General features: G+C 72.3%; 24 protein-coding genes and 1 pseudogene. 16 read left to right on the plus strand and 9 right to left on the minus strand.

All coding sequences use genetic code 11. The features are described 5' to 3' along the window. The first annotated feature begins 29 nt into the window (after window positions 1-29). From BJY14_RS20120 to BJY14_RS20130, 3 genes are read left to right on the plus strand one after another with little or no spacing between them, the layout of a single operon-like run. Window positions 30-563: a PadR family transcriptional regulator gene (locus BJY14_RS20120; protein ID WP_179845037.1), complete on the plus strand. Its 534-nt coding sequence runs from the start codon at window positions 30-32 to the stop codon at window positions 561-563. After that, complete coding sequence (locus BJY14_RS20125) at window positions 560-1297, plus strand: ABC transporter ATP-binding protein (RefSeq protein WP_179845038.1); 738 nt, start codon at window positions 560-562, stop codon at window positions 1295-1297. Before BJY14_RS20120 ends, BJY14_RS20125 begins: the two co-directional genes overlap by 4 nt. Window positions 1298-1335: 38 nt before the next feature. Continuing rightward, window positions 1336-3096: an ABC transporter permease gene (locus BJY14_RS20130; RefSeq protein ID WP_218905519.1), complete on the plus strand. Its 1761-nt coding sequence runs from the start codon at window positions 1336-1338 to the stop codon at window positions 3094-3096. A 93-nt stretch (window positions 3097-3189) separates the two neighbouring features. Here the strand turns inward: BJY14_RS20130 and BJY14_RS20135 are convergent, their stop codons facing one another. Beyond that, entirely contained in the window at window positions 3190-4041 is an 852-nt protein-coding gene (locus BJY14_RS20135; RefSeq protein WP_179845040.1) for an endonuclease/exonuclease/phosphatase family protein, read from the minus strand. 69 nt (window positions 4042-4110) lie between these two features. Continuing rightward, window positions 4111-4374, minus strand: a complete 264-nt coding sequence (locus tag BJY14_RS20140; RefSeq protein ID WP_179845041.1) for a DUF429 domain-containing protein — start codon at window positions 4372-4374, stop codon at window positions 4111-4113. 77 nt (window positions 4375-4451) lie between these two features. Here BJY14_RS20140 and BJY14_RS20145 point away from each other — a divergent pair, with 77 nt between their 5' ends. The 7 genes from BJY14_RS20145 to BJY14_RS20175 all read left to right on the plus strand — a co-directional run bounded on the left by BJY14_RS20145 (window position 4452) and on the right by BJY14_RS20175 (window position 12652). Then, a complete protein-coding gene (locus BJY14_RS20145; protein WP_312879319.1) occupies window positions 4452-5144 on the plus strand; it encodes a methyltransferase domain-containing protein in 693 nt (230 codons plus the stop codon). Between the two features lie 38 nt (window positions 5145-5182). After that, complete coding sequence (locus BJY14_RS20150) at window positions 5183-5518, plus strand: MmcQ/YjbR family DNA-binding protein (RefSeq protein WP_179845043.1); 336 nt, start codon at window positions 5183-5185, stop codon at window positions 5516-5518. 163 nt (window positions 5519-5681) lie between these two features. Beyond that, window positions 5682-6542 (plus strand): SGNH/GDSL hydrolase family protein, encoded by an 861-nt coding sequence (locus tag BJY14_RS20155; protein WP_246395998.1) that lies wholly within the window; start codon window positions 5682-5684, stop codon window positions 6540-6542. Window positions 6543-6621: 79 nt separating this feature from the next. After that, complete coding sequence (locus tag BJY14_RS20160; protein WP_179845044.1) at window positions 6622-7350, plus strand: TetR/AcrR family transcriptional regulator; 729 nt, start codon at window positions 6622-6624, stop codon at window positions 7348-7350. Window positions 7351-7431: 81 nt separating this feature from the next. Next, a complete protein-coding gene (locus BJY14_RS20165; protein WP_218905521.1) occupies window positions 7432-9399 on the plus strand; it encodes an AfsR/SARP family transcriptional regulator in 1968 nt (655 codons plus the stop codon). Between the two features lie 194 nt (window positions 9400-9593). Then, on the plus strand, window positions 9594-10766 hold the full coding sequence (locus tag BJY14_RS20170) for a serine hydrolase domain-containing protein (RefSeq protein ID WP_179845045.1): 1173 nt from the start codon (window positions 9594-9596) through the stop codon (window positions 10764-10766). Then, window positions 10766-12652, plus strand: coding sequence for a cutinase family protein (locus BJY14_RS20175; RefSeq protein WP_179845046.1), 1887 nt, complete (start codon window positions 10766-10768; stop codon window positions 12650-12652). Before BJY14_RS20170 ends, BJY14_RS20175 begins: the two co-directional genes overlap by 1 nt. Before the next feature lie 164 nt (window positions 12653-12816). Here the strand turns inward: BJY14_RS20175 and BJY14_RS20180 are convergent, their stop codons facing one another. Continuing rightward, on the minus strand, window positions 12817-13980 hold the full coding sequence (locus BJY14_RS20180) for a DUF4185 domain-containing protein (RefSeq protein WP_179845047.1): 1164 nt from the start codon (window positions 13978-13980) through the stop codon (window positions 12817-12819). 192 nt (window positions 13981-14172) lie between these two features. After that, window positions 14173-15174 carry an ATP-dependent DNA ligase gene (locus BJY14_RS20185; protein WP_312879321.1) on the minus strand — a complete coding sequence of 334 codons (1002 nt, stop codon included), beginning with the start codon at window positions 15172-15174 and terminating at the stop codon, window positions 14173-14175. 198 nt (window positions 15175-15372) lie between these two features. Between BJY14_RS20185 and BJY14_RS20190 the strand changes: the two genes are divergently transcribed. The 6 genes and pseudogenes from BJY14_RS20190 (at window position 15373) to BJY14_RS20215 (ending at window position 21312) form a co-directional block, all read left to right on the plus strand. Further along, a complete protein-coding gene (locus BJY14_RS20190; RefSeq protein ID WP_179845048.1) occupies window positions 15373-17469 on the plus strand; it encodes a peptidoglycan recognition protein family protein in 2097 nt (698 codons plus the stop codon). A 29-nt stretch (window positions 17470-17498) separates the two neighbouring features. Next, complete coding sequence (locus tag BJY14_RS20195; RefSeq protein WP_179845049.1) at window positions 17499-17858, plus strand: MmcQ/YjbR family DNA-binding protein; 360 nt, start codon at window positions 17499-17501, stop codon at window positions 17856-17858. Between the two features lie 221 nt (window positions 17859-18079). Beyond that, window positions 18080-19321 carry an amidohydrolase gene (locus BJY14_RS20200; RefSeq protein ID WP_179845050.1) on the plus strand — a complete coding sequence of 414 codons (1242 nt, stop codon included), beginning with the start codon at window positions 18080-18082 and terminating at the stop codon, window positions 19319-19321. A 168-nt stretch (window positions 19322-19489) separates the two neighbouring features. After that, window positions 19490-19873, plus strand: a complete 384-nt coding sequence (locus tag BJY14_RS20205) for an SgcJ/EcaC family oxidoreductase (protein ID WP_179845051.1) — start codon at window positions 19490-19492, stop codon at window positions 19871-19873. Between the two features lie 10 nt (window positions 19874-19883). Continuing rightward, a pseudogene (locus tag BJY14_RS20210) lies at window positions 19884-20822 on the plus strand (sigma-70 family RNA polymerase sigma factor); the annotation flags it as partial. Window positions 20823-20880: 58 nt separating this feature from the next. After that, window positions 20881-21312, plus strand: a complete 432-nt coding sequence (locus BJY14_RS20215; protein ID WP_179845053.1) for a DUF6069 family protein — start codon at window positions 20881-20883, stop codon at window positions 21310-21312. A 1-nt stretch (window position 21313) separates the two neighbouring features. Here BJY14_RS20215 and BJY14_RS20220 read toward each other — a convergent pair whose 3' ends face one another. The 5 genes from BJY14_RS20220 to BJY14_RS20240 all read right to left on the minus strand — a co-directional run bounded on the left by BJY14_RS20220 (window position 21314) and on the right by BJY14_RS20240 (window position 24873). Then, window positions 21314-21523 carry a hypothetical protein gene (locus tag BJY14_RS20220; protein ID WP_179845054.1) on the minus strand — a complete coding sequence of 70 codons (210 nt, stop codon included), beginning with the start codon at window positions 21521-21523 and terminating at the stop codon, window positions 21314-21316. A 109-nt stretch (window positions 21524-21632) separates the two neighbouring features. Next, window positions 21633-22784 carry a hypothetical protein gene (locus tag BJY14_RS20225; protein ID WP_179845055.1) on the minus strand — a complete coding sequence of 384 codons (1152 nt, stop codon included), beginning with the start codon at window positions 22782-22784 and terminating at the stop codon, window positions 21633-21635. Then, window positions 22784-23167, minus strand: coding sequence for a RidA family protein (locus tag BJY14_RS20230; protein ID WP_179845056.1), 384 nt, complete (start codon window positions 23165-23167; stop codon window positions 22784-22786). The genes BJY14_RS20225 and BJY14_RS20230 overlap by 1 nt, the downstream gene beginning before the upstream one ends. 93 nt (window positions 23168-23260) lie before the next feature. Continuing rightward, entirely contained in the window at window positions 23261-24211 is a 951-nt protein-coding gene (locus BJY14_RS20235) for a sugar kinase (protein WP_179845057.1), read from the minus strand. Further along, a complete protein-coding gene (locus BJY14_RS20240; protein WP_179845058.1) occupies window positions 24208-24873 on the minus strand; it encodes a bifunctional 4-hydroxy-2-oxoglutarate aldolase/2-dehydro-3-deoxy-phosphogluconate aldolase in 666 nt (221 codons plus the stop codon). Before BJY14_RS20240 ends, BJY14_RS20235 begins: the two co-directional genes overlap by 4 nt. Between the last annotated feature and the right edge of the window lie 21 nt (window positions 24874-24894).

Below are 24894 nucleotides of genomic sequence, written 5' to 3' on the forward strand. Positions count from 1 at the left end.
ATCTATTAGCTAGCCGTTAGGGGTGGTGCATGCAGGACGCGGTGTTGGCGATGCTCGCGAAGGAGCCCTCGCACGGGTACCGACTGCGCGAGCGGCTGCGGCGGGCGCTCGGGCCGCTCGGGGAGTCGATGAACGCGGGCCAGATCTACGTGACCCTGGCCCGGCTGGAGAAGGCGGGACTGGTCGCCTGCGAACGGGCGGACGGGCTGCCGGACCGGCCGGACCGCAAGGTGTACGCGCTGACGCCGGCCGGGCAGCAGCGGGTGGCCGCCTGGATGGGCGAGGTGGCCTGGCCCAAACCGAACCTCGCGGAGTTCCATCTCAAACTCGCCGCCGCGGCGGCGGCGCGGCTCGCCGACCCGGTGGAGCTGGTGGACGCCCAGCGCCGGGAGTTGCTGCGGCGCCTGGGGGACGTGCAGCGCGCGGCGCTGGCCGAGCCGGACGGGTCGACCGCCGGCCTGCTGCTGGAAGGCGTCGCGTTGCGGCTGCAGGCGGACCTGCGCTGGCTGGAGGCCTGCGAGCGCGTCTGGTCGAGGATCGAGAACGAAACCGAGGACGCATGAACGAGTGCGACGCTGTGCTGCAGGTCCGCGGCCTTTGCAAGGAGCACGGCGAAGGGCAGGGCCTTGTCCGGGCGGTCGATGAGGTCGACCTCGACGTCCCGGCGGGGCAGTCGCTGGCGGTGATGGGGCCCAGTGGCTGTGGAAAGTCCACACTCCTTCACCTGTTGGGCGGCCTGGAGCGGCCCACGCGCGGGGAGGCGTGGGTGGACGGGCAGAGGATCGACAGGTTGAGCGAGCGGGCGCTGGCCCGGCTGCGCCGCCGGTCGGTGGGGTTCGTCTTCCAGGCCTTCCACCTGGTGGAGGAGTTGTCCGCGGCGGAGAACGTGGAACTGCCCGCGCTCCTGGCCGGACGCTCACCGCGCGCGGCCAGGCGCCGCGCGTCCGCCCTGCTGGAGCAGATGGGGCTCGGCGGGCGCGCCCGGCATCTGCCCTGGCAGCTGTCGGGGGGACAGCGCCAGCGGGTGGCGATCGCCCGCGCGATGGCGAACGAGCCGCTGGTCGTGCTGGCGGACGAGCCGACCGGGAACCTGGACACCGCGGCGACACTCGATGTGCTGAGGCTCTTCGAGGACCTGCGGTCCGCGGGGCAGACCCTGGTGATCGTCACGCATGACGAGCGGGTCGCGGCCACCGCGGACCGGCTGGTCTCGATGCGGGACGGGACGTTCGTCGACGACACCCGGCTGGCGGGCGGCACCGGGCGGCTCGGCGACCTGATCGGGCTGGGGGACTGAACGCCGTGGGGCGCGTCCTTCTCGTCTTCCGCCTGGTCATGGCAGACATACGGCGGCATCCCGCCCAGGCCGCGATCCTCCTCGTCTCGATCGCCGCCGCCACCGCGATGCTGAGCCTGGGCGGATCGCTGCACCGCGCGACCGAAACGCTCTACGAGCGGACACGGGCCGCCACGGCCGGAGCGGACGTGGTCGCGTATTCACCGGGCACCGGCCGGAGCACCATCGGCGCCCTGCGGTCGTTGGAGAACACGCCCGGGGTGGTCGCGCACAGCGGGCCGTACCGCCAGTACTACACGAGCCTCACGGCGCACGGTGCCACGGGAGCCGCGGTGGTGCAGGTCGCCGACCTGACGCCGGGTCCGGTCGACCGGCCGCTGCTGACCTCGGGCAGCTGGGTCCGCCCCGGAGGAGCCGTGGTCGAGCGCGGCTTCGCCACCGCCCTGGGCGTCCGCGTCGGCGACGGCGTCACCGTCGCCGGCCGCCGGGTCCCCGTCGTCGGGATCGCCGTGACCGCGTCCCACTCGGTCTACCCGTGGGCGCCGGGGATCGGCCCGGGAGGGGGGCCGAGCGACGGCGGCGGCCTGGTCTGGATGGCCGAACGGGACACGCGGGCGCTGGCGTCGTCCGATGTGCCGGTGACGTCCCTCATCAACCTGAAGCTGCGAGACCCCGCGACGGCCCCGGCCCTGACCAGGCAGGCCCCCGCCGTGGGCCCGGCGTTCGCCGACACCTGGGTGAACATCAGGCCCTGGCAGCACATAGCGGAACAGGACTCGGTCATGCTCAAGGGCAGCCAGCCGATCCTGGTCGTCGGCAGCTGGCTGCTCGGCTTCCTGTCCATCGGCGGCGTGGCGACGCTGGCCGCGGGACGCGCCGCCAAGCAGACCCGCCGCGTGGGACTGCTCAAGGCCGCCGGCGCCACACCCGGCCTCATCGCCGCCGTCCTGTTCGCCGAGTACCTGATCCTGGCGCTCGTCGCCGACGCGCTGGGGCTCATCACCGCACGGCTGATCGAGCCCGCGATAGTCAACCCCAGTGCCAGCCTGCTGACCACCGCCGCCGGGCCGAGCGGCGACACCATCGCCCTCACGACCGTCATCGCCCTGGCCGTGGCGGGCCTCACCACCCTCGGCCCGACCGTCCGGGCGCTGCGCACCGAGACCGTCGCCGCACTCGCCGACACCGCGCGCCGGCCCCCGCACCGGGCCCTGACGACGAGAGTCTCCGCGCTGCTGCCGACCCCGCTCCTCCTCGGGCTGCGCCTGATCGCCCGCCGGCCCGGCCGCGCCTTCCTGCACGCCTGCAACACCGCGGTCACCCTGGCCACGGTCACGGGCCTGGTGGTGATCTACGCCCAGCCGGTGAAGGGCTATCCGGGGTCCGCCATGGCGAACCGCCTGCGGGACGCCCAGGAGCACCATGTGATCGTCGGCGTCACCGCCGCGCTGATCGTCCTCGCCGCGATCAACACCGTCACCATCACCTGGACCACGGCGCAGGAAGCCCGCCACACCATGGCCGTCGCACGTACCCTCGGCGCCACGCCCGGCCAGATCACCGCCGGACTGTCCACCGCCCAACTGCTGCCGACCCTGCCCGGCGCCCTCGCCGGCATCCCGATGGGCCTCGTCCTGTGCCTGCCGTTCAGCCAGGCGAACACGGTCTGGCCCCCCACGTGGTCGCTCCTCGCCGCCGCTCTCGCCGCCCTCCCCGTGACGGCCGTCCTCACCGCCGTCCCCGCCCGCCTAGCAGCCCACCACTCCGTAGCCCGAACCCTCACCATCGAAGCAACATGACCCCCAAAGGCGCCGATCTGGAGCGGTCACGATCACTTCGGCGGAACCAACTCACCGCCTCACGACCACGCCCGCTCATGGTCGCGGCACAGTTCAGGCCTGGGTCCCGTCGGGGACGAAGTCCAGATCAACGACCACCGGAGCGTGATCGCTGCCGGCCGCGAGTCCTTCGTCGTAGAGATGCCGGATCTCCCGCACCGTCCAGTGACGGCTGATCCAGACCGAGTCGAAACGCCTCGCCGTCCCCGGGGAGTTCTTCCTGCGCCCGGTGCGATGGGTGATGGCCAGCGGGCCGTGCGGGGTGGTCTGACGCAGTGCGGCGAGCGTCTCCGGCCTGTCGTCGAGCCAGCGGCGCAAGGCATCGTCAAGGGCGTGCACCTTGGCGGGCCCCCAAAGGAGATCATCTCCCGGCTCGCCCCGCAGGTGCCGATCTCCCGTATGCCAATGCGTTCGGGTATCAGCGAAGTCGATCGCGTCGAGCACTGGCGTGTTGGCATCCGCACCGAACAGCAGTGGCCCGGCTTGTGTCGCGAGCCAAGAGGCGCACCTTTCGGCCTGGCGCGGTTTCACCAGACCCCAGGTGACTCCAGGTGGGGCATGATAAGCCCCGGCCGTGAATGTCACGTTCCCGCTGGTCACCCTGGTGAACAAGGCACGTTCAGGCAACGGGCATTCCGTCAAGAGCCAGCTCGAACGCGGCTGCGGCCCTCGACCGGCGATCGCGACGCCACGGCGCCGCGCCGGCCGATCGTCGGGCATCGCGGTGCGCAGGTCGACTGCGCGAATGAGCCAGTCCAGGCCAGCGGCCTGCCGCAGCACCCCGGTCGAGTTCGGATTGGCTTCCTGCAACAGCACCACGTCCGCGGCCAACTCTCTTAACAGAGCACCTTGGTGTTCGGCCGCCGCGACACCGCGATACGCCAGGTTCCATGACACGACGCGCATTGCCGCATGTTCTCATCCACATGGCACAGTCGGCATTCATCTGCCGTTGTCTGGCGCACGGCTTTGGGGTCAGGTCCAGATGGCGGCGGGGAATTCGTTGGCGAAGACCTCGGGTGGGTCTGGGGTGCAGCGGGCTTCGCCGGTGGCGACGCATCGGGCCGTCCAGGCGGCTGCCGCCGCGTCCAGGATGTCGTCGGGCTTCGCCTTTGTTCCGGCTGTTCCGAGCTGGTCGGCGAGGGTGATCCCGGCAGCGGCGAGCAGGGCCCGGCGTTCCGCTACGCCGGCCCAGGTGGTCTTGGACGCGTCCACGCCCAGCACCCGTCCGCTTCCCATAGCTCATGATGACGTCTGTGAGGCCGGGCGGTCGGCGCGCCGCTCTGCCTGACCGGGGGTGGGCCATAATGCCGTGTGTGACGCGGTTGCTCGATAATGCCGCACTGGCGAGATCGTCGGTCGTGGCGAACTGCACGATGAATCGTGAGCGGAGGCTCAGCGGGTCCAACGGCTACGGCAGGGAGCTCGGCATCGACGTGATCGCCGAGATCTGCGTCCGCGCCGGGAGTTCGTCGCCCGTGCGGTGGCTGGACCTGTGCTGCGGGAGCGGGCGGGCCCCGGCCGAGGCGGCCGCGCTGCTGGCCGAGCGCGGCCTCGGTGGACGGGCTGAGATCATCGGGCTCGACCTCGTGGACCACTTCGCGCCGGGGCCCGTCCCCACCGTGGTGCGGCTGGTCAGCGGCTCTGTGGCCGAATGGGTCCCCGACGGCCGCTTCGACCTGATCACGTGCGTGCACGGGCTGCACTACCTGGGCGACAAGCTCGGCACCCTGAGCCGCATCGCGTCCTGGCTCACCGGCGACGGGCTGTTCGTCGCCAACTTCGACGCCCGCTCGGTCCGCCATGCGGACGGCTCTCCCAGCGGCCGTCGCCTCATCGCCCAGTTGCGCGCGCAAGGCTTCGACTACGACTCCGCCCGCCGCCGCATCTCCCGCCGCGGGCACGGGCAGGTGCGGTTCCCCTACCGCTATCTGGGGGCCGACGATCAGGCCGGACCGAACTACACCGGGCAGCCCGCCGTCGACTCGTTCTACGAGCCGATCCCGTGAGCCGAGGAACGTCCGACCTGGCTGGTAGGTCTTCGGGTATGCGTTCTGAGGAGTTCCTGCCCATGGTGCTCGGTTTGCCGGAGGTCACCGAGCGCGAGGCGTTCTCGAACCTGACCGGCTTCCGGGTTCGCGACAAGGGATTCTGCTACCTGAACGAGGACGAGGGCTTCGTCCTGCTCAAGGCCACGCGGGAGGAGCAGGCCGCCCTCGTCGCCGAGGACCCCGGCACCTTCGCCCCGTCGTGGGCCAGCGGACGTTTCGCGTGGGTACAGATCAAGCTGGCCGGCGTCGACCCCGAGGAACTGAACGAGCTGGTCACCGAAGCCTGGCGGCTCTCTGCCCCGAAACGCCTCGCGGCCTCGCTCCGCACCTGAGCGTGGCACCCGGCGAGGCCCGAAAACCACCGGGCCGCGCCGTCCGGGATCCGGTCGTGCCGGGCCGCCCGGGGTTCAAATAGACAGCGATGTTTGTTAGCGTGGCCCTCGTGACGTGCGCGCCGGGTGAGGCGCGCTTGTGCCAAGGGTCGCTGGAGCGGGGATGGGGCTGGTCAGATCGATCGCCGTCGTGGTCGCCGCCGTGGCGGGGATGAGCCTGGCGGGGCCGGTCGCCTCGGCCAGCGGTCCGGAGTACTACCTCGCGCTCGGCGACTCGCTGTCCGTGGGCGTCCAGGCCGGGGCGGGCAGGACCGATCAGGGCTACACCGACCGGCTCCACACCGCGCTGAAGGCACGCAGTCCCCGGCTCGAACTGGTGAAACTCGGGTGTCCCGGGGAGACCACCACGACGATGCTCAAGGGCGGCATCTGTCGTTATGCGGCCGGTTCCCAGATGGAGGCCGCCGAGGCCTTCCTCAGGGCGCACGCCGGCCGCGTCCGGTACGTCACCCTGGACATCGGGGCCAACGACACCAACGGCTGCCTGCCCGGCGGCGGCGTCGACGCGACCTGTGCGCTGCGGGGCGTCGGCTCTCTGGTCGCCAACCTGCCGCAGATCACCGCGCGGCTGCGCCTCGCGGGAGGCGGGGAACCCGTGTACGCCGCCATGAACTACTACAACCCCGGCCTGGCGTCCTGGGTGTCGGGCGGCAAGGCCGCCGCCCTCGCCTCGATACCGGTCGTCGACACCTTCAACGCCTACGAGCACGGCGTCTACCTCGCCGCCGGGTTCAGGGTCGCGGACGTCAACGGCGCCTTCGCCGGGCACGACCTCACCGAGGTGCAGGCCCCTCCGTACGGCGCCGTCCCCCGGGCCGTGGCCCGGATCTGCGCGTGGACGTACCAGTGCGGCGGCGACGATGGCCACGCGACCGCGGCGGGGTACGAGGAGATCGCCAATGCCTTCCTCAGGGTCGTCCCGACCATGTCCACCGAGCGGACCGGCGGTTCCGCCACCGCCTGACCCCGCGAGGAGCGCCGCGCCAGAAAGACATGGCTGTTCAGGTGCCGTTCGACCGTGCCGAACGCGCTATAACATTGTCATGTCCAAGGCGTCGGCGGGGTCCCGCGAGAAGCTGGTCGAGGCCGGGATGCGGCTGCTGGAGGAACGGGGGCCGGAGGCGCTCAACGCGCGGGCGCTCGCCGCCGAGATCGGGGCGTCCACCATGGCCGTCTACACGCACTTCGGCGGCATGACCGGGATGTACGAGGCGCTCGGACGGGAGGCGTTCGCGCGGTTCGAGCGGCACCTGCGGCAGGTGCCCGACACCGACGACCCGGTGGCCGACCTGCTGGTCCTGGGGCTGGCCTACCGGGAGTTCGCCATGGCCAGCCCGCAGCGCTACCGGCTGATGTTCGGCATCGCCTCGCCGGGGGCGCTGCCGTCGTTCGGGCACGACCTCACCGCCGAGGGCACGCCGGCGACCGCCGCCGAGATGAACGACGCCTTCGCGCTGCTGCCGCGGGTGGTGCGGCGCGCGATGAACGCCGGGCGGATCCGCCGGGACGACCCGGTCCTGGTCGCCGGGCAGATCTGGTGCATGATCCACGGCTACGTGCTGCTGGAGTCCGCGGGGGTGTTCGGGCAGGAGGGGCGCGGCGTGCCGCACATCCTCGGCCCGCATGTGATCAACCTGCTGGTCGGGCTCGGGGACGAGCGCGCGGCCGCCGAGCGCTCCGCCGGTCAGGCGCTGCTGAACGTCGAGGCGGCCGGCGCGCCCGCGAAGGAGCCGGCGCCCCGCCGGGGCCGCCGGCCACGCCCCGCGCGGTGACGTGACGATCGCCACGCGAAGGGTCTGAACCAATCGCCGCACCGCGCCATCACATAGTAATAATCTACCCATTACAAAGTTATGCCAAGGTCCGCACTGCTCCCCCTGCGCGCGCGGATCGTCCTTGATCAGCAGTTCGAAGAGATCGGTCTGATGATGGCGATGGCGATGACCTCGGCCACGATGCCGGACCCGGCCCCCCGCCTGCTCGACTTCACCGTGCTCGGCCCCCTGCGGGCCTGGCGCGACGGGACCCGGCTCGACCTCGGCCCCCTCCGGCAGCAGGCCCTCCTGGCCGCGCTGCTGCTGCGCCCGGACATGACCGTGAGCCAGCGGGAGCTGCTCGACGGCGTCTGGGGCGTCGAGCCGCCCGGCTCGGGAAGCAAGATCGTGCCGGTGTACGTCCATCGGCTGCGCCGCTGCCTGGGCACGCTCGGCGAGGGCGCGCAGGAGCCGGTGATCGCCCGGGAGCGGGGCGGCTACCGCTTCGTCAGCCGGGGGACGGCGGTCGACGTGATGCGGCTCGACGAGGCCGCGGACGAGGCGGCCGCCGCCAGGAGGTCCGGCGACCTGGAGGCCGCGGCGAGCGCCTGCCTCGACGCCCTCGGCCTGTTCCAGGGCGAACCGCTGGCCGGGCTTCCCGGACCGTTCGCGGAGGCGGAACGCCTGCGGCTGGAGGAGCGCAGGCTCACCCTTCTGCAGGAGAAGGTGGAATGCCAGTTCCAGCTCGGCAGGTTCGAGGACGCCGTCGGTGAGCTGCACGCTCTGATACCCAAGCATCCGCACAGCGAGTCCCTGACCTCGTTGCTGATGCGCGCGCTGTACGGGAGCGGCCGCCAGGCCGACGCGCTGGCCGCGTACTCGCATCTGCGCCGCCGGCTGGTGGAGGACCTCGGCGTGGAGCCGGGCGAGCGGCTGCGGCGCGTGCACCAGGCGGTGCTGCGCGGTGACGACGCGGCGCTGGACCTCGTTTCGCGGGACGAGACGGGACGCGGGGCGAGCGCGCGGGTTCCGTCCGCGCGGCGCGTCCCCGACGAACTTCCCGCGGAGGTCGGCGAACTGGTCGGGCGGGAGGACGAACTGGCACTGCTCACCGGCCCCAGGCCCGCGGTGGCGGCGGTGGACGGGGTGGCGGGCGCCGGCAAGACCGCGCTCGCGGTGCGCGCCGCGCGGGCGCTGCGCGGCGACCACCCGGACGGCTGCCTGTTCGTCGAGCTGCACGGGCACAGCGAACGGCGGGGCGCGGTGCCGCCGGAACGCGCGCTGCGCCGGCTGCTTCGGGCCGTCGGCGCCGGGGACGGTTCGGGCGACCTGGACGAGCTCGCGGCGTCCTGGCGGAGCGCGACCGCCGGGCTGCGCCTGCTGCTGGTCCTCGACGACGCGTCCGGCGCCGACCAGGTGCGCCCGCTGCTCCCCGCGGGGGCGGGCAGCCGGGTACTGATCACCAGCCGCAGGCGGCTGGTCGGCCTGGACGTGGACCGCCGGGTCTCGCTGGGGCCGCTCACCCGGCAGGCGTCGGAGGCGCTGCTGACCCGGATCGTGGGCGCCGAGCGCGCGGCGGCGGAGCCGGTCGCCGTGCGGGAGCTGGCGACCATGTGCGACCGGTTGCCCCTGGCGCTGTGCATCGCGGGCGCGCGCATCCAGAGCCGTCCGGCCTGGGCGATCGGGCATCTGGTGCGCCGGATGACCGACGCTCGGCGCCGCCTGGGCGAGCTCACGGCCGAGGACCGGAGCGTGGAAGGGGCGTTCCGGCTCTCCTACGACCGGCTTCCGTCCGCCGAGCGGCGAGCGTTCCGCGCGCTGGGGACGGCACCCGACGGGCGATCCGGTCATCGGGCGCTGGCGGCCGCCCTCGGCTGGGCCGCACAGGGGGCCGAGCGGGCGCTGGAGAACCTGGTGGACGCGAACCTCGTGCAGCAGCCGGCCGTCCACCAGTACCGGTTGAACGGACTGCTCGCGCTGTTCGCGCGAGAACTCGCCGCAGAGGAGGCGCAGGCCCCGGGCAGGGCGAATCTGGTCGCCGTCGCGAGCGCGCCCGCACGTTTTTAGCCGCCGTTCACTTTACATTTATCCGAGAGTGTGTGCCGAACGGCCTCCAGAGCCGTGCGGCGCGTTTTCGGCATGTCCATGAAGTGTCATGCGCCAGGCCGGGCGAACCGGCTCCCGATATTCGCGTGTCATCGTAATTTCAACGGGTCTCACTAGCGTCGCAGACAAGATCGTCGAATTGTCTGGGAGACCGAATGCGAAGTCGGAAGTTCCTCGTCCGCGCCGGCGCGACGGTGGTGGCGGCGGCCGCCACCGTGACGGCGGTGACGTTGGGTGTTCAGGACCAGAAGGCCACGGTCGCCTCGGCGGGCGCCGAGACCGAGGCGGACAACGGTGTGCGGGCGGGCGCCGTCCTCCAGGACCGGGTGGCCAAGCTCCGGGCGGAGCAGAAACTGCCCGGCGTGATCGGAATGGCCCGCAGCGGAAACAACACCCAGTACGCCGCCTCCGGTTACGGCGACATGTTCATGCGCGTGCCGGCCGACCCCAAGGCGAAGTTCCGCATCGCCAGCAACTCCAAGGCGTTCGTGGCCACGGTCCTGCTCCAGCTGGAGGCCGAGGGCAAGCTGTCCCTGAACGACACGGTGGACCGGTGGCTGCCCGGCCTGGTCGCGGCGAACGGCAACGACGGCCGCAAGATCACGATCCGGCAGCTGCTCAACCACACCAGCGGGCTCCCCGACTACATCAACGACCTGCGGATCTCGGGGTCCTACGTCGCCGACATCAACCCCTACAGGAAGTGGGACCCGCGCGACCTGGTGAAGACGGCCACGTCCAACAAGGCGCTGTCGGCGCCCGGCGCCGAGTACCACTACGCCAACACCAACTACATCCTCGGCGGGTTGATCATCCAGGCGGCGACCGGGCACCACCCGGCCGTCGAGGTGACCAACCGGATCATCAAGCCGCTCGGCCTCACCGACACCACCTACCCCGAGTCCGACCCCAAGCTGTACGGGAAGTGGCTGCACGGCTACTTCACCATCCGGGACATCTCGTTCTCCAACGTCCAGGTGCTGGGCGCGGCGGGCGCCATCGTGTCCACCCAGGGGAACCTCGCCGACTTCACCCGCGCGCTCGCGTCCGGCCGCCTGCTTCCCCCCGCGCAGCAGCGTGAGCTGGAGCAGGCCGCGTCCCCCGAGCGCCCCTACGGCCTCGGCGTGGTCATGGCGAAGACCCCGTGCGGCAACGCGTGGATGCACAACGGCGCCGTGCTCGGCTACTTCAGCCAGTGGTACACGAGCCCGGACGGCAAGGACCAGGTCGTCGTGGCCACCAACCGCTACAACATGATCCCCACCAAGGTCGACGCCGCGGTCATGACGGCGGCCCAGGACGCCTACTGCGCGCTGAAGGGGAAGTGATGAGCTCCGGACTGCACGCCAGAGAGCCGATGTGGCGGCGCTACCGCAAGCCGGCGATCGCGGTCGCCGTGGCCGGAGCGGTCGCGGCCGCCGCCGCGGTGCCGCTGCTGAACACCGGCGGGCCGGTCAACGCGGCACGGACGTCCGAGGCCATGTCCTGCACCCCGATCAAGCTGATCGTCGTGCCCGGGACCTGGGAGACCACGTCGGCCGCCGACCCCAACACGCCGGTCGGCATGCTCCGCGGGGTCACCGAACCGCTGGAACGGCGTTTCGGTGACCGGATCTCCTCGTACTGGGTCGGCTACAACGCGACCGCGTTCGACCAGGGCAAGACCTACAACGACTCCAAGCAGACCGGGATCGACGCCGCCCGCAAGGCGATGACGGAGATCTCCCGGGACTGCCCCGGCACCCGCTTCGTCGGGCTCGGCTACAGCCAGGGCGCGGACGTCGCCGGCGACGTCGCCGCCCAGATCGGGGCCGGGAAGGGACCGATCCCGGCGGCCTCCTACCTCGCGGGCGGAGCGGCGGCCGACCCCGGCCGGGGGACGAAGGGCGAGGTGAACCTCGGTGACCCGCTCCCCGGCACCCGGGGTCTCGCCGGGCCGCGGCCGGGGGGCTTCGGCGCCGTGTCCGGACGGGTCGCGAACGTGTGCCTCAAGGGCGACCTCTACTGCGCCCTGCCGGAGGAGAACGAGCTCACCGCCACCCTCGGCACCGTGCTGAGCCGGGTCGGCATCGCCAACATGCAGGGCTCGGCGGAGCGCGAACTGTCCACCGACCTCGGCACCGTCAACGGCAAGCCGGCCGACCTCACCGCCGTCCCGAACGGTGTGAAGACGCTGACCGGCCAGGCGCGCGGCAAGGACACCGCCGGGGCGGCCCGCACCGCGGGCGACCTGGCGAGGCTCGTCGGCCCGCTGCAGACGCTCACCCGGGCGGTCGCCAACCCCGTCCTGGTGAACACGCTGCTGAACTCCCCGCCCGGCTCGCAGAACCAGATCGCGGGCCAGGTGCTCCAGGCGCTGTCCAACACCGACCTGGTGGGGCTCGCCACCGACCTCGACGCGGTGCAGGCCGCCGCGAAGGCGGGGGACACCGCCGCGCTGGCGCGGGCGGCCCTCGCCGCCGCCGCCAAGGCCGCGCCGCTGACCGGGCTGCCCGCCGACCAGGTGGCCAAGGTCACCAAGGTCATCCAGGGGCTGCAGCCGGTCGCTTTGCTGGCCCAGGCGAGCAACGTCATCGGTGGGATCAGCCGGATCGACTACCGCGGCATCCAGCGCGCCGCGCGAGCCGTTCCCGTGTACGCCCAGCGGGGCGACACGCGGGGGCTCTACCGTTCCCTGGTCGCGATCGAGGACCGGCTGATGCCGCTGGCCGAGACGGCCAACCGGGTCGACCTCACCCCGCTCGCCGCGCTGCTGGCGATGTGGCCGCCCGGCTCCCCCGAGCGCGCCGTCGGCGAGGCCCTGGCGATCCTCGACCGCGTCGACTGGGTCCGGCTGACCCGCGACCTGCGCGCCATCCAGGGCAAGCTCGACGACTTCGACCCGAAGCATCCTCCGACCATCGACCCGGCCAATCCGGTCAAGTCGCTCAACGCCTTCTACGGCGTCGACCTGCTCTCCCTGATCCCCCAGATCACCGACCTGACCGAGCACGGTCTGGACGTCGCCGGCGTGCCGCTGCCCAAGGGCACGCTCAACCGGCTGCTGAAGACCCGGCTCAACCCGAGCAACCTGGTCAAGGAGGGCGTGGACGCGGCGGTGTTCTACGGCACGCAGCGGCACGTGATGTACGGCTCCGCCCCGGTGGACGGCAGCGGACGCCCCGCGCTGGAGGTCCTGGAGAACTGGCTCGCCCAGCGCATCGAGACCGCCTGATCCTCTTCGTTCACGCGGGAGAACCGTCCGCCGGCGGGCCGGGGAGCACCCGGCCCGCCGGCGACGGCACGTCAAGAAGAAACCGCCCACCGCCGGGTCGCTGCCTCGGCTGTGGGCGGTTCGGCGGATCCGGGCGCCGTCCGGGGACGGCGCCCGGTCCCGGTTCAGGAGAGCATGTTCACCTTGTACTGCATGATCCGGTAGTTCTTCGGGTCGTACCACTGGCTGACGATGATGTGGAAGTTGCCGAACGTCGAGCCGGGGACGACGAAGCCGCCGTAGGGGCTGCGGACGAAGTTGGCCGCCTCCGGGTCGGCGTGCACGATCATCGTCTGCTCCAGCGTCCTGGTGAGGTCCGCGGTCGGGAGCGGGAATACCATCGCCCGGATCGACACCGGGTTCATGTTCAGCCAGGTGAGGACGTACTTGCCGTCCATGGCGCGGAAGCAGATCTCGCCCCACTTGCGGACGCCGAAGACCGTCGTCGGAGGCGCCCCCCAGCGCCAGCCGCCGTCGGCGTAGCCCCAGGGCTCGTAGGCGTTCGGGTCGCCGAGCCGCTCCTTGCGCACCCGGTGGAGCAGCATCCCCGAGTCCCGCTCCCGGTTGAAGACCGTGGACAGGACGTAGCACCAGCCGTCGTCGGCCACCGCGTAGGTCTTCTGCTGGAACTGGCCGCCGTGCAGGTCACCCGGCCACTGGCACAGGTACTCCCAGGTCTCGCCGTTGTCGGTGGAGCGCCAGAAGTCGGTGTGGTGGGTGTCGTAGATGACGCCGCGCATGAGGTGCATGTACATGACGCCGTCCACGACGAACGCGTCGGACGGGATCGCCGTCGTGGCCCTGTTGGGGCCGGCCGGGTTGTGCGGCTCGTCGACCAGGGCCCTGGCGTGGCCTCCGCCGACACTTCCGTCGATGCGCAGGTTGTTCACGTCGCCGTTGCTGGAGCGCAGACCCACCGGGGCGCGCCAGTCGTCGGCGGGCTCGCCGGGGTTCGGCACGTGGTCGCCGTTGAAGGTGTCGCCGCAGACGAACAGCATGGTGCCGTCGGGGCACCGCACGGGGATGCCGAGGTCGGTCCACGGCGAGGCGAACGGGCCGGTCTCGACCGGGCCGCTCAGGTTCTTCACCTTGGTCGCGAGGGTCGGGCTGGACGGGTCGCCCGGCCCGCCGGCCGTCATCACCCTGGCCTGCCGCCCGTCCTGGCTGAACCCGACCCAGCCCGCGCCGACGGCCCCCGCGCCGAGGGCGACGCCGGCACCCACCCGGAGGAGCCTGCGGCGGGAGAGTCCGCTGGCGGCCGTGTCCTTGTCGTCCGATGGACGTGTCATCTGGCGATGCCTTTCAGGTCGACTCTCGTGCACTGGAGATGCCCTTGGCGCCGCAGCCCTTGGCGAGGATCGGTGGATCCCGGTCGTCCGGCGACAAGCTCAGAAGAACATCGATGTCTGTTTTACCGCAGATCGGTGCAGAGTCGCCAGGGGATCACGATCAGTGATCCGATTCCTCGCGGCGAACGAGCGTCACTCCAGGTTCAGGTTCCGGGGGACGTCGTCGGGGGTCAGATCGCGGCGGAGGCGGAGGAAGCGGGCGGAGTGCCGCCAGCGGCCGTGTTCCACCGCGGCGTCCACGCTGATCTCCGCGACGGTGTCCGGGGCCACGCGGGTGTAGTGGATCGGGTCCCTGGAGGCGGGGAGGCCGCCCGCCCAGCCCGCGGGGAGGGGTTCGGGCCAGGGATGGTCCGCGCCCGCCGGGGACAGGGCTCCGGTCAGGGCCGCGCGTGCCCGGGGATTCAGCAGCGCGGTCCGGGCGACGACCCGCAACGTCCCGTCCGCTGCGTATCTGCCCAGGAGCAGGCTCTGCGGCTGTTCGAGGGTGCCGGTCACCCCGCCGATGAGCGCCTCGGTCGTCGTGCGGTGCTTCACCTTCCACCAGCCGCGCCTCCCCTCCTTGTAGGGGTCGCCCGCGGCCTTCACGACCAGGCCCTCGATGCCCTGCGCGACGAGGATCTCGAACCACAGGCGGGCCTCGCCCACGTCGCGGAGCTGCGGGCAGAGGACGATGCGGGACGTGCCGGGCAGGGCGTGCAGGACGCGCTCCAGCTCGGCGCGGCGGGAGGAGAGGGGGGCGGAGCGGTGGTCCGTTCCGCCGGACTCCAGGACGTCGAAGACGACGTAGTGGCATGGCTCGGTGATCGGGGATCCGGTGCGGCGGGTGACGTGGCGGCGCTGCAGGGCGGAGAAGTCCAGGCGGCCGTCGCCTCCCCACCGGACGATCTCACCGTCGACGACCGTGCCGGGCGGGATGGTCGCGGAGACGGCCGAGACGATTTCGGGGAAGGCCGCATCCAGGCGCTTGAGGCGGCGTGACCAGAGTTGGACATCGCCCTCCTCGCTCACGCGGGCGACGCAGCGGAAGCCGTCGAACTTGGGTTCGTAGCGGCACCCGCCTGAACAGGCCTTCTCCCGGGGAATGTGGTCGATCGCGGTCGCGGCCATGGGGGCGACGGGTCCATTGATGCGCACCGCCTCCACCCCCGATCGGCTCATGGCCGGAGTACCCGCCGGTGGCGCGGCGAGTGCCCTCGGGGACGGGTTTGGGCAGTTCATTGCCTCGCGCGGGCCCTGCCGAGGGCGCGAGCCAGACAGATGCCGGCGAGCTGTAACGTTCTGCACGACCCTGACGCTGAATGATCACCTGGGTCGGAATCTGAACGGGGAAGAATGCTCAAGCGCACTGTGATCGGGACGTCCCTCGCCGCCGTGGCGGTGGCGGGAACCGTGGTCTGGACGGTCTCGTCGACCTCGACGGCGACGACGGCGTCCGCGACCCGGCCGGGGCCGGGACGGGTCCACGCACGCCCGCTGGCGGACCTCGCCACCACGGCCGCCGCGGGCCAGAAGGTCAAGGGGCTGCCCGCCGCGGAGACCGAGCCGTTCAGCCTCGTCGGCGTCACCTGGAACAAGCCGCGCGAGGAGCTCAAGGGGACCGTCCGGCTCCGCACGCGGGACGCGAGCACCGGCCGCTGGTCGGGGTGGCGCACCCTGGAGCCGGAACTGGCCGACGCCCCCGACCAGGGCGGCCGCGGCGGGACGAACGGGCTGTGGGTCGGTCCGTCCAACGGCGTCGACGTGCGCGTCACCGGGCAGAAGGGCCGCACGCTGCCGGACGGCCTGCGCGTCGACCTGATCGACCCGGGCGCCTCCGCCGCCACGGCGACGCCGCGGGCGGCGGGACCGGCCGGCGGCGGGACCGGGATGAAGCTGGTGGCGGCGACCACGCCCCTCGCCGGCCCCGTCACCGCTCCGAAGCCGGCCATCGTGGCGCGGGCCGGATGGGGCGCGGACGAGTCCCTCGTCAAGGAGGCGCCGGAGTACGACGCCTCGGTCAAGGCCGCGTTCGTCCATCACACCGACACGGGCAACGGCTACTCCTGCACCGAGTCGCCGTCGGTGATCCGGTCGGTGTTCCTATACCACGTGCAGAGCCAGGGCTGGAACGACATCGGCTACAACTTCCTCGTCGACAAGTGCGGCACGATCTTCGAGGGACGGGCCGGGGGCGCCGACCGTCCCGTCCACGGCGCCCACACCTACGGCTTCAACACCGACACCACCGGGATCGCCGTCCTCGGCACCTACACCGCCGCGAACGACCCGACCACCCCTGGCGTCGCGCCCACCAAGGCCGCCCTGGACGGCACCGCGAAGATCGCCGCGTGGAAGCTCGGGCTGACCGGGGTCGACCCCACGGCGAAGACGACGCTGACGTCGGCCGCCCCCGACGGGACGGGCGGGAAGTACCCCTACGGCCAGAAGGTCGAGTTCAACACGATCTCCGGGCACCGCGACGGGTTCGCGACCGCGTGCCCCGGCGCGCAGCTCTACTCCGCGCTGCCCGCCGTCCGGACGGCCGCCAAGCAGATCACCGTCCCGGCCCTGAGCGCCACCGTGACCGGCGCCACCGCCGCGGGGGGCCGCTACTACACCAAGAGCACGGCCACACTGAACTGGACGCCGGCCGACGGCGCGACCTACACCGTCAGCGTGGACGGCGCGACGGCCGCGACACCGGCAGCCGGGGCCGCCTCCGCCACGGTGACGCTCGCGCCCGGGACGCACTCGGTCCAGCTGAACGCCGCCTTCTCCGACGGGACGACCTCGGCGTCCCCCGTCTTCACGATCGTCGCGGACACGACGCGCCCCGTCATCTCGTCCCAGGCGCTGTCGCTGCGCAAGGGGACGGTCAACAGCGGCGCGTGGCCCGTCTCGCTCACCTGGAAGGCCAGTGACAACGGCGTTCTCAGCTCGCTGAAGGCCACGTCGCCCGCAGCCAAGGCGTTCTCCACCACCACGACGCAGTGGTCCGCGGTGTCCAAGCCGGGCACGACCCAGACCTGGACGCTGGCCGCCACCGACGCCGCGGGCAACGCCGGCACCTCCAGCCTGAGCCGCTACACCGGCGGCCAGACCGAGGGCGCCGCGCGCCGCACCGGCACCTGGGGCGTCAGCACGACCAGCTCCTACCTGGGCGGGCGCGGCATGTACAGCAAGTACCGGGGCGCGAGCGCGAGCTGGACGTTCACCGGCCGCACCGCGGGCCTGATCTTCAAGCGCGCCTCCTACCTCGGCGCCGTGTACGTCTACGTGGACGGCGTCAAGATCGGCACGCTGGACACCCGGGCGTCGAGCACGGCGTACCGCCAGCTGCTGTGGACGCGCACCTGGAGCGGCAGCGGCACGCACACCATCAAGATCGTCGTGGCGGGCACCTCGGGCCGTCCCATGGTCGGCATCGACGGCCTCGTCTACCTCCGCTGACCCCGGGGGCGCCGACCTAGAGTGTGAGGGTGACAGACGGGTCGTGGCGTGATCGGGTGATCGCGGAGTGCCTGGCGAAGCCGGGCGCGGTGGAGGACTATCCGTTCGGCGACGAGGTGGCCGTGTTCAAGGTCGCCGGACGGATGTTCTCGCTGGTGCCGCTGGGCGCGTCGCCGCCCAGCGTCAGCCTCAAGTGCGATCCGGAGCTGGCCGAGGAGCTACGCGCCCGGCACGCCGCGATCACGCCCGGGTACCACCTCAACAAGCGGCACTGGAACACCGTCGTCCTCGACGGCTCCGTGCCCGACGAGGAGGTGTGGGAGCTGGTCGACCACTCCTACGACCTCGTGGTCGCGAAGCTCACCCGCGCCCAGCGGTCGCGTCTCTGAGCCGCCTCTCGGTCGCGATATGCCTAGATTTTTCCCTATCTAAGGCCTTTGCTCAAGCAAGTCTGATTTCAACTGATTTTCCCTTTTACTTTGTTCGATCACCCCGGATGCGTCCCGCATAACGAACACCGGCACGTGTTGCGAGATCGCATTTTCTGTGTACGGTATCCCCCGTGACGATCTAGAGACGTCACGTGGCGAACAAACAAGGGAAGAACACCATGTCCGAATTCTGGACTCCGGGCGCGAATGCGTCCGGCATTGACCCCGGCAGCCTCAGGCTCCGGTTCGACGAGTACCTCTCCCGGTGCGAGCGGGAACTGATCGGCATCCGCCGTGACCTGCACGCGCACCCGGAGGTGGCCTTCGAGGAGTACCGCACGACCGGGACCATCGTCGCGTTCCTGACCGCGATCGGTCTCCGGCCTCGGGTCCTGCCCAGCGGTACCGGCGTCATCTGCGACATCCGCGGGGGCGACGGTCCGATGGTCGCGCTGCGCGCGGACATCGACGCGCTGTCCCAGCACGACACCAAGGACGTCTTCTACCGCTCGACGGTGGAGGGCGCGGCGCACAACTGCGGCCACGACGTCCACACCACCATGCTGCTGGGCGCGGCGCGCTTCCTCGCGATGCTGGCCGAGGCGGGCCTGCTCCACGGCACGGTGCGGCTGATCTTCCAGCCCGCCGAGGAGCTCCCCGGCGGCGCGCGGAACGTGATCGCCGACGGCGGCCTGGACGGGGTGGAGCGCATCTTCGCGCTGCACTGCGACCCGGCACAGGAGGTCGGATTCCTCGGTCTGCGGACCGGGGCGATCACGGCGTCCTACGACAAGATCCGGGTGGAGGTCACCGGGCCCGGCGGGCACACCGCCCGGCCGCACCTGACCGCCGACCTGATCACGGCGATGGGAGCCATCCAGACCGGCCTGCCGGCGGTGCTGTCGCGCGGGATCGACTCGCGTTCCGCCCACGTGCTGGCCTGGGGCCGCGTCGAGGCGGGCTCGGCGGCGAACGCGATCCCCACCGAGGGACTCCTCGAGGGGACGCTCCGCTGCCTGGACCCGCAGGACCGGCGGTTCGCCCTGGCCGAGCTGCGGAGGCTGCTCGGCCACCTGGCGGGGCTCTACAAGGTCGAGGCGGAGATGACCACCTCGATCGACCTGCCGCCCACGATCAACGAGGCGACGAGCGTGGAGATCCTCCGGTACGCCGGAGGTCTGGCGCTCGGCGAGGACAAGCTCAACCCCACCGGTCAGAGCATCGGCGGGGAGGACTTCTCCCTCTACCTCGAACTGGTCAAGGGCGCCCTCGGGCGCTTCGGCGTGCGCAAGCCCGGCACCCCGAAGTACGACCTGCACCAGGGCGGTTTCGACGTCGACGAGAGCTGCATCGCGCTCGGCGTCCGACTGCTGGTGCACACGGCGCTGACGGCTCTGGCCCGCTCGCGGTCCGAGGCCTGACGCACCGGCGGCCGTGATCGACCACGTGTCGGTCACGGCCAGGGGGCCCGGCTCATGCCGGGCCCCCTCTCGCTTTCGCCGAAAAGTTTCCTGCGACGGAGCGATGAATCGGCGGGGCCCCCGCGGTACACCCTCTCGACCGATCCGGTTCGAGAAGGGACGCATGCGATGAACAGCGACGAGACGGCCGTCCGCGAGGTGTTCGATCGGCTCTACAAGGCGTGGGGCGACGGCGACGCCGACGCATTCGCGGACCTCTACGCCGAGGACGCGACCGTGGTGATGCCCGGCGTGTTCAACCGCGGCCGAGAGGCGGTGCGCGACTTCATGGCGGCCGGGTTCGCCGGCCCGCTCAAGGGCTCCCGGGGCGTGGACGAGCCGGAGGACGTCCGCGTGCACGGTGACACCGCCATAGTCGTCAGCAAGGCGGGCATCATCATGGCCGGGGAGCAGGAGGTCCCGCCGGAGCGGGAGCGGGTCGCCACCTGGGTCCTGTCGCGGCGGGACGGGCGGTGGCTCGTCGCCGCCTACGCCAACGCGCCCGCTCGCTGACCGGAGGACCACCGTGGACGAGGAACTCGACTCCTACCGGCGCGAGCTGCTGGTGCACTGCTACCGGATGGTCGGCTCGGTGCACGAGGCGGAGGACCTCGTCCAGGAGACGATGCTGCGCGCGTGGCGGGCCCGGGACCGCTACGAGCCGCGGCTGGCGTCGGTCCGCACCTGGCTCTACAAGATCGCGACGAACGTGTGCCTGACGGCGCTGCGGGGGCGGGCCCGGCGCCCGCTCCCGTCCGGGCTCGGCGGGCCGAGCGACGACCCGGACGCGCCGCTGACCCCGGCGTTCGAGGTGCCGTGGTTGCAGCCGTTCCCGGACGCGCTGCTGGACGACCCGGCGACGCGGGTCGTGCGTCGCGGCAGCCTGCGGCTGGCGCTGGTGGCGGCGATGCAGGCGTTGCCGCCGAAGCAGCGGGCCGTGCTCATCCTGCGGGACGTCCTGGAGTTCGGCGCGGCCGAGGCGGCGGAGCTGCTGGAGACGACTCCGGCCGCGGTGAACAGCGCCCTGCAGCGCGCACGGGCGGGGCTGGCCGGCGTCGCGCCGGAGGAGGAGATCGCCGAGCCGGACGACGCGGAGGTCGGCGCCGTCCTCGACCGGTACGTGCGGTCGTTCGAGGCGGCCGACGTCGACGGCCTGGTGGCGCTGCTCACCGACGACGCCGTCATGGAGATGCCGCCCGTGCCGCTCTGGTACCGCGGGCGGCGCGACTACGGGCGGTTCATGGCGCGGGTGTTCGCGACGGCGGGCTCCGGCTGGCGGATGGCGCGGACGTCCGCCAACGGGCAGCCGGCCCTTGTCGCGTACCACCTGTCCGAGGGCGCGTACCGGCTGCACACCCTCCAGGTCTTCACCGTGACTCCGCGGGGTGTGGCGCGCAACGTCGTCTTCCAGGACGCCCGGGTGTTCGCCGCGTTCGAACTGCCGGAGATTTTCGGCGGATGATGTCGATTCCGGGCCCGCGGGTTCGACCTCCTTTCAGAAGCCCTGAGAGGAGCACATCATGGACATCGCCCAGACGCTCACCGGCAGCGCCCGCCCGATCTGGCTGACCGGGGCCGCCGCGGCGCTCGCGGGATCCGTCGCCACCGAGCTGTTCGGCCTGGCCGCCCGCGCCGCCGGGGTCCCGATGGAGGCCGGCGGCGTCGGCGCCGGTACCACGGACCCGATCACGGTCGGCATGTTCGCGATGGGGACGGTGATCTGCACCTTCTGGGGGACGATCCTCGCGATGCTCCTCGCGCGGTTCGCCAGGAAGCCGGCACGGACGTTCGTGTGGGCGGCGGTGGCGCTGACGGTCCTGTCGTTCACGACGCCCGTCGCCGCCGGGGCCACGGCGACCTCGACGAAGGTGATGCTGTGCGCCGCCCACGTCCTGGCCGCGGCGATCATCATCCCGATGCTCGCCCGCCGGCTCTCGGCCGCGGACGACTGAGTCACCGCCGGTGCGCCGCGCGCTCCGCGGCGGCGTGCCACCAGGCCGGAGGGGAGGGATCGGCGACCCGGGACGTGGGCTGGTCGGGATGCAGACCGAGACGCCTGAGAGCCCCGGCCCGCACCTGGACGCTGTACCAGCCGCGCGCCCGGCCGTCGGAGTCCCGCCCGCAGGCGAGCCCTATCGTGACGTCGTCGAGCTCGAACGGCATCCAGTCGATGCCGCGGTCACGCAGTCAAGCCAGCAGCGCGGCGACCGGCCGCGGGCAGCCCCGGACGTTCTCGTACGTGACGACGGTGACCCACTCGCTCATGCGCCCATCATGCACCGGCGGACCGGATGCGGTCGAGGGCCGGGAGCGGGAACAGGTCGTAGGCGTAGTAGTCGACCGCGTCGGCGCCGGAGGCGCGGGCGGCGGCGGCCTTGGCGGACAGGTGGCCGGCCGAGGTCGTGTCGGGGTGACCGGGTCGCAGGACGGCGCGGAGCGCGGTGTCCGGCCCCAGGGCGGCGCGGTATGCGGCCACGTCCTCGCCCACGCGGACGGTGTCGTGGGCGTAGCAGAGGATCGCGTAGGACGGGACCGCCGAGCCGAGCGCCGCGGGATCCACGCCGATCCGCCAGGCGGAGTCTGCGGCCGGGGCACCGGTGGGACGTCCGTCCGCGTAGCCCAGGACGGCGCCCGTGAGGTCGAGGAACGTCAGCTGCGAGCCCTCGGCGGCGACGGCCGCGGCGACCTCCGCGGCCAGCGAGGTGACGATCGGCGCGCGGGCGCGGGCGTACTCGGTGAGGACGCCGGGCAGGTCGGAGGCGGGTGGGCCGCCGTCCAGGACGTCCCCGGCCAAGCGGGCGGCGACGTCGCGGGCCTTCTCGGCGTCAGGGAGACGGGGCAGGCAGTGCGCGCAGAAGCACAGGCCCAGTGCGAACTCGGCGGCGGGGCCGAGGTCCACGAAAGAGCGTTCGTGATGGTAGCCGTGGCCGAACGTCCCGAAGTGCAGGGATTCCGCGACGACGGAGTCCACGCCTTGGCGGGCGATGGCGCGGCCCAGTGCGACGGCATAGGCGCGGACGTCCGGGTGGGACGGGCACAGGTCGGCGGGCGCCGCACGGTCGCCGAAGCAGTTCTCTTGCGTGACGTCCGGAAAGGCCAGGCCGAGCGTGGTGTTGTGCAGGAAAACGCCCCAACCATGCAGCGCGACACCAAGCTCGCGGGTCTCGTCCCTGAGCGCGCGTATGGGCTCGCGGTCGGCGCCCTTCTGCACCGGCGGCACCAGCCGGAGGCCGTCGAAGTGGTCGCCCAAGGGGAAGTGGACGCCGTCATGCCGGAACGTCACGCGCGTTGTGCCGTGCGGTGTCACGTCGCGGGCGCGGTGGTAGGCGGCGCCGATCGTGATGGACGAGACGCCGTGGGAGAGGATCCGCGCGGCGTCGGCACCGCGCGGACCCTCCACCATGGCGAAGAGGGACGAGTCCATCAGCTCTTCTTGTAGGCGACGAAATCGATCTCGACGAGGATGTTCATCAGCTGCGAGCCCACGGTGGTGCGCACCGGGTAGGGCTTGGTGAAATGCTCCCGGTAGACCTCGTCGTAGGCGGCGAAGTCGCGGTGGAGGTCCTGGAGGTGGACGGTCGACTTCACCACGTCGTCGAAGCCGAGCCCGTGCTCGGCCAGGATCGCGGCCAGGTTGGCGAGGGTCTGCCGGGTCTGCGTGGCGACGTCCGTGCCGACGATCTCGCCCGTCTTCGGGTCGAGCGGCCCCATCCCGGACGTGTACACGAAGTCGCCGACCACGAGCCCCTGCGAGTAGGTGCCGACGGGCGGGGCGGAGTCCGCGCTGCGAATCTCGCGCTTGCTCATATCTGTCTCCTCATCTGTGACCCTGCTTCTCGGGTGACCCTGCTTCTCAGCTGACACTGCTTTCAGCTGACACTGCTTCCCGGGTGACACCGCTTATCGGGTGACGTCGTTCCCCGCGGTTCTCAACAGTTCCAGATCGGCGCGGCTGGGCAGGCCCTCCCAGTCGCCGCGGACGGTGACGGCGTAGGCCCCCGCGGCCGTCGCGGTGGCCAGGCGGGTGGCGACGGGCAGGCCGCGGACGAACTCGGCGAGGTAGCCGGCGGCGAACGCGTCCCCGGCGCCGACCGGGTCCACGACGGGGACCCGGTGGGCGGGCTGGACGTGCAGCCGCCCCTCGCAGAACGCGACCGCCCCGTCGGCGCCCCGCTTGACCAGGACGTCGCCGGGGCCGAGCGCGGACAGGCCGGTGGCGAGCGCGGCCGGGTCGTCGCCGGGCACGACGAGGCGCGCCTCCTGCTCGGTCGCGAACACCAGGTCGGCGCGCTTGACCAGGGTGTGGAGGCATTCCCCGGCCTCGGCGGGCGTCCACAGCGCCGACCGGTAGTTGAGGTCGAGGGAGACGGGGACGCCCGCGTCCCGCGCGGTCTCGACGGCGTCGTCCAGGGCCTGGCGGGCGGTGTCGCTGATGGCGGCGGTGATGCCGGTGACGTGCAGGACGCGCGCGGTCCTGATCAGGTCGTGCGGGACGTCGGACGGGCGCAGCCGCGAGCCCGCGCTGCCCGTCCGGTAGTACTGGACGCGGGTGAGCGTGCCCGAGCGGCGCTCCTTGAACAGCAGCGCGGTGGGCGCGGTCCCGTCCACCACCGTGTGGCCGAGCCGGACGCCTTCCCCGGCGAGGGACGTGGTGATCAGCCGGCCGAACTCGTCGTCGCCGACGCGGCCGAACCAGGCCGCGCTGCCGCCGAGCCGCGCCAGCCCGATCGCCGTGTTCGACTCGGCGCCGCCGATGCCGAGGTCGAGCGAGCGGGCGTGGCGCATCGGCCCGACGGCGGGGTTCTCCAGCCGCGCCATGGTCTCGCCGAACGTGACGAGGTCGGGGCTCATCGGGCGTTCTCCTCCGGGGCGCGCTCCCGCGGGGCCGCCGCGGCGAGCAGCGCCCGCGCGCGGTCGGCCAGCGCGGTGAGGGAGCCGCCGTCGAGGGCGTCGCCGATGAGGGAGCCCCCGGCGCCGACCGCGATCGCCCCGGCCGCGAGGTACTCGGCGGCGGTGTCCGGGCCGACGCCGCCCGTCGGCAGCAGCCGGACGTCCCGGAACGGCTCGGCGAGGTCGCGCAGGTAGCGCGGCCCGAACGCGTTCGCCGGGAAGATCTTCACGGCGGTGGCGCCGAGGTCCCAGGCGCGGGCGACCTCGTTCGGGGTGAGGGCGCCCGGGTAGTAGCGCAGGCCCCGGTCGCGGGCCGCCTCGGCGACCTCCGCGCGGGTGTCGGGGGCGACGAGGAAGGACGCGCCGGCGTCCGCCGCGGCCTCCGCCTCCGCGCGGGTCCGGACCGTTCCGGCGCCGACCTCGACGCCGGCGGGCAGCCGGTCGCGGGCCGCGCGCAGGGCGTCCAGGGCACCCGGGGTGTTCAGGGTGACCTCCAGGCAGCGGACGCCGGCGGCGACCAGCGCGTCCAGGACGTCGGCGACGCGGTCGGCGCGGCGGCCGCGCACGACCGCGACCACGCCGGTCGCGGTCAGCGCGGGTCCCGGCGACAGGCGGGGGATCATGGGGTTCCCTTCTCGGAGGTA

It is taken from the genome of Actinomadura luteofluorescens (assembly GCF_013409365.1).
Lineage (GTDB): Bacteria > Actinomycetota > Actinomycetes > Streptosporangiales > Streptosporangiaceae > Spirillospora > Spirillospora luteofluorescens.

Excerpts from the sequence above, each read along its gene's own strand:
- BJY14_RS20205 (WP_179845051.1), top strand. The coding sequence starts at position 19,490 with ATGAACAGCGACGAGACGGCCGTCCGCGAGGTGTTCGATCGGCTCTAC.
- BJY14_RS20235 (WP_179845057.1), bottom strand. The coding sequence starts at position 24,211 with ATGAGCCCCGACCTCGTCACGTTCGGCGAGACCATGGCGCGGCTGGAG.
- BJY14_RS20170 (WP_179845045.1), top strand. The coding sequence starts at position 9,594 with ATGCGAAGTCGGAAGTTCCTCGTCCGCGCCGGCGCGACGGTGGTGGCG.
- BJY14_RS20135 (WP_179845040.1), bottom strand. The coding sequence starts at position 4,041 with ATGCGCGTCGTGTCATGGAACCTGGCGTATCGCGGTGTCGCGGCGGCC.
- BJY14_RS20125 (WP_179845038.1), top strand. The coding sequence starts at position 560 with ATGAACGAGTGCGACGCTGTGCTGCAGGTCCGCGGCCTTTGCAAGGAG.
- BJY14_RS20240 (WP_179845058.1), bottom strand. The coding sequence starts at position 24,873 with ATGATCCCCCGCCTGTCGCCGGGACCCGCGCTGACCGCGACCGGCGTG.
- BJY14_RS20220 (WP_179845054.1), bottom strand. The coding sequence starts at position 21,523 with ATGCCGTTCGAGCTCGACGACGTCACGATAGGGCTCGCCTGCGGGCGG.
- BJY14_RS20175 (WP_179845046.1), top strand. The coding sequence starts at position 10,766 with ATGAGCTCCGGACTGCACGCCAGAGAGCCGATGTGGCGGCGCTACCGC.
- BJY14_RS20130 (WP_218905519.1), top strand. The coding sequence starts at position 1,336 with ATGGCAGACATACGGCGGCATCCCGCCCAGGCCGCGATCCTCCTCGTC.
- BJY14_RS20140 (WP_179845041.1), bottom strand. The coding sequence starts at position 4,374 with ATGGGAAGCGGACGGGTGCTGGGCGTGGACGCGTCCAAGACCACCTGG.
- BJY14_RS20200 (WP_179845050.1), top strand. The coding sequence starts at position 18,080 with ATGTCCGAATTCTGGACTCCGGGCGCGAATGCGTCCGGCATTGACCCC.
- BJY14_RS20230 (WP_179845056.1), bottom strand. The coding sequence starts at position 23,167 with ATGAGCAAGCGCGAGATTCGCAGCGCGGACTCCGCCCCGCCCGTCGGC.
- BJY14_RS20215 (WP_179845053.1), top strand. The coding sequence starts at position 20,881 with ATGGACATCGCCCAGACGCTCACCGGCAGCGCCCGCCCGATCTGGCTG.
- BJY14_RS20225 (WP_179845055.1), bottom strand. The coding sequence starts at position 22,784 with ATGGACTCGTCCCTCTTCGCCATGGTGGAGGGTCCGCGCGGTGCCGAC.
- BJY14_RS20165 (WP_218905521.1), top strand. The coding sequence starts at position 7,432 with ATGCCAAGGTCCGCACTGCTCCCCCTGCGCGCGCGGATCGTCCTTGAT.
- BJY14_RS20160 (WP_179845044.1), top strand. The coding sequence starts at position 6,622 with ATGTCCAAGGCGTCGGCGGGGTCCCGCGAGAAGCTGGTCGAGGCCGGG.
- BJY14_RS20155 (WP_246395998.1), top strand. The coding sequence starts at position 5,682 with ATGGGGCTGGTCAGATCGATCGCCGTCGTGGTCGCCGCCGTGGCGGGG.
- BJY14_RS20180 (WP_179845047.1), bottom strand. The coding sequence starts at position 13,980 with ATGACACGTCCATCGGACGACAAGGACACGGCCGCCAGCGGACTCTCC.
- BJY14_RS20120 (WP_179845037.1), top strand. The coding sequence starts at position 30 with ATGCAGGACGCGGTGTTGGCGATGCTCGCGAAGGAGCCCTCGCACGGG.
- BJY14_RS20190 (WP_179845048.1), top strand. The coding sequence starts at position 15,373 with ATGCTCAAGCGCACTGTGATCGGGACGTCCCTCGCCGCCGTGGCGGTG.
- BJY14_RS20150 (WP_179845043.1), top strand. The coding sequence starts at position 5,183 with ATGCGTTCTGAGGAGTTCCTGCCCATGGTGCTCGGTTTGCCGGAGGTC.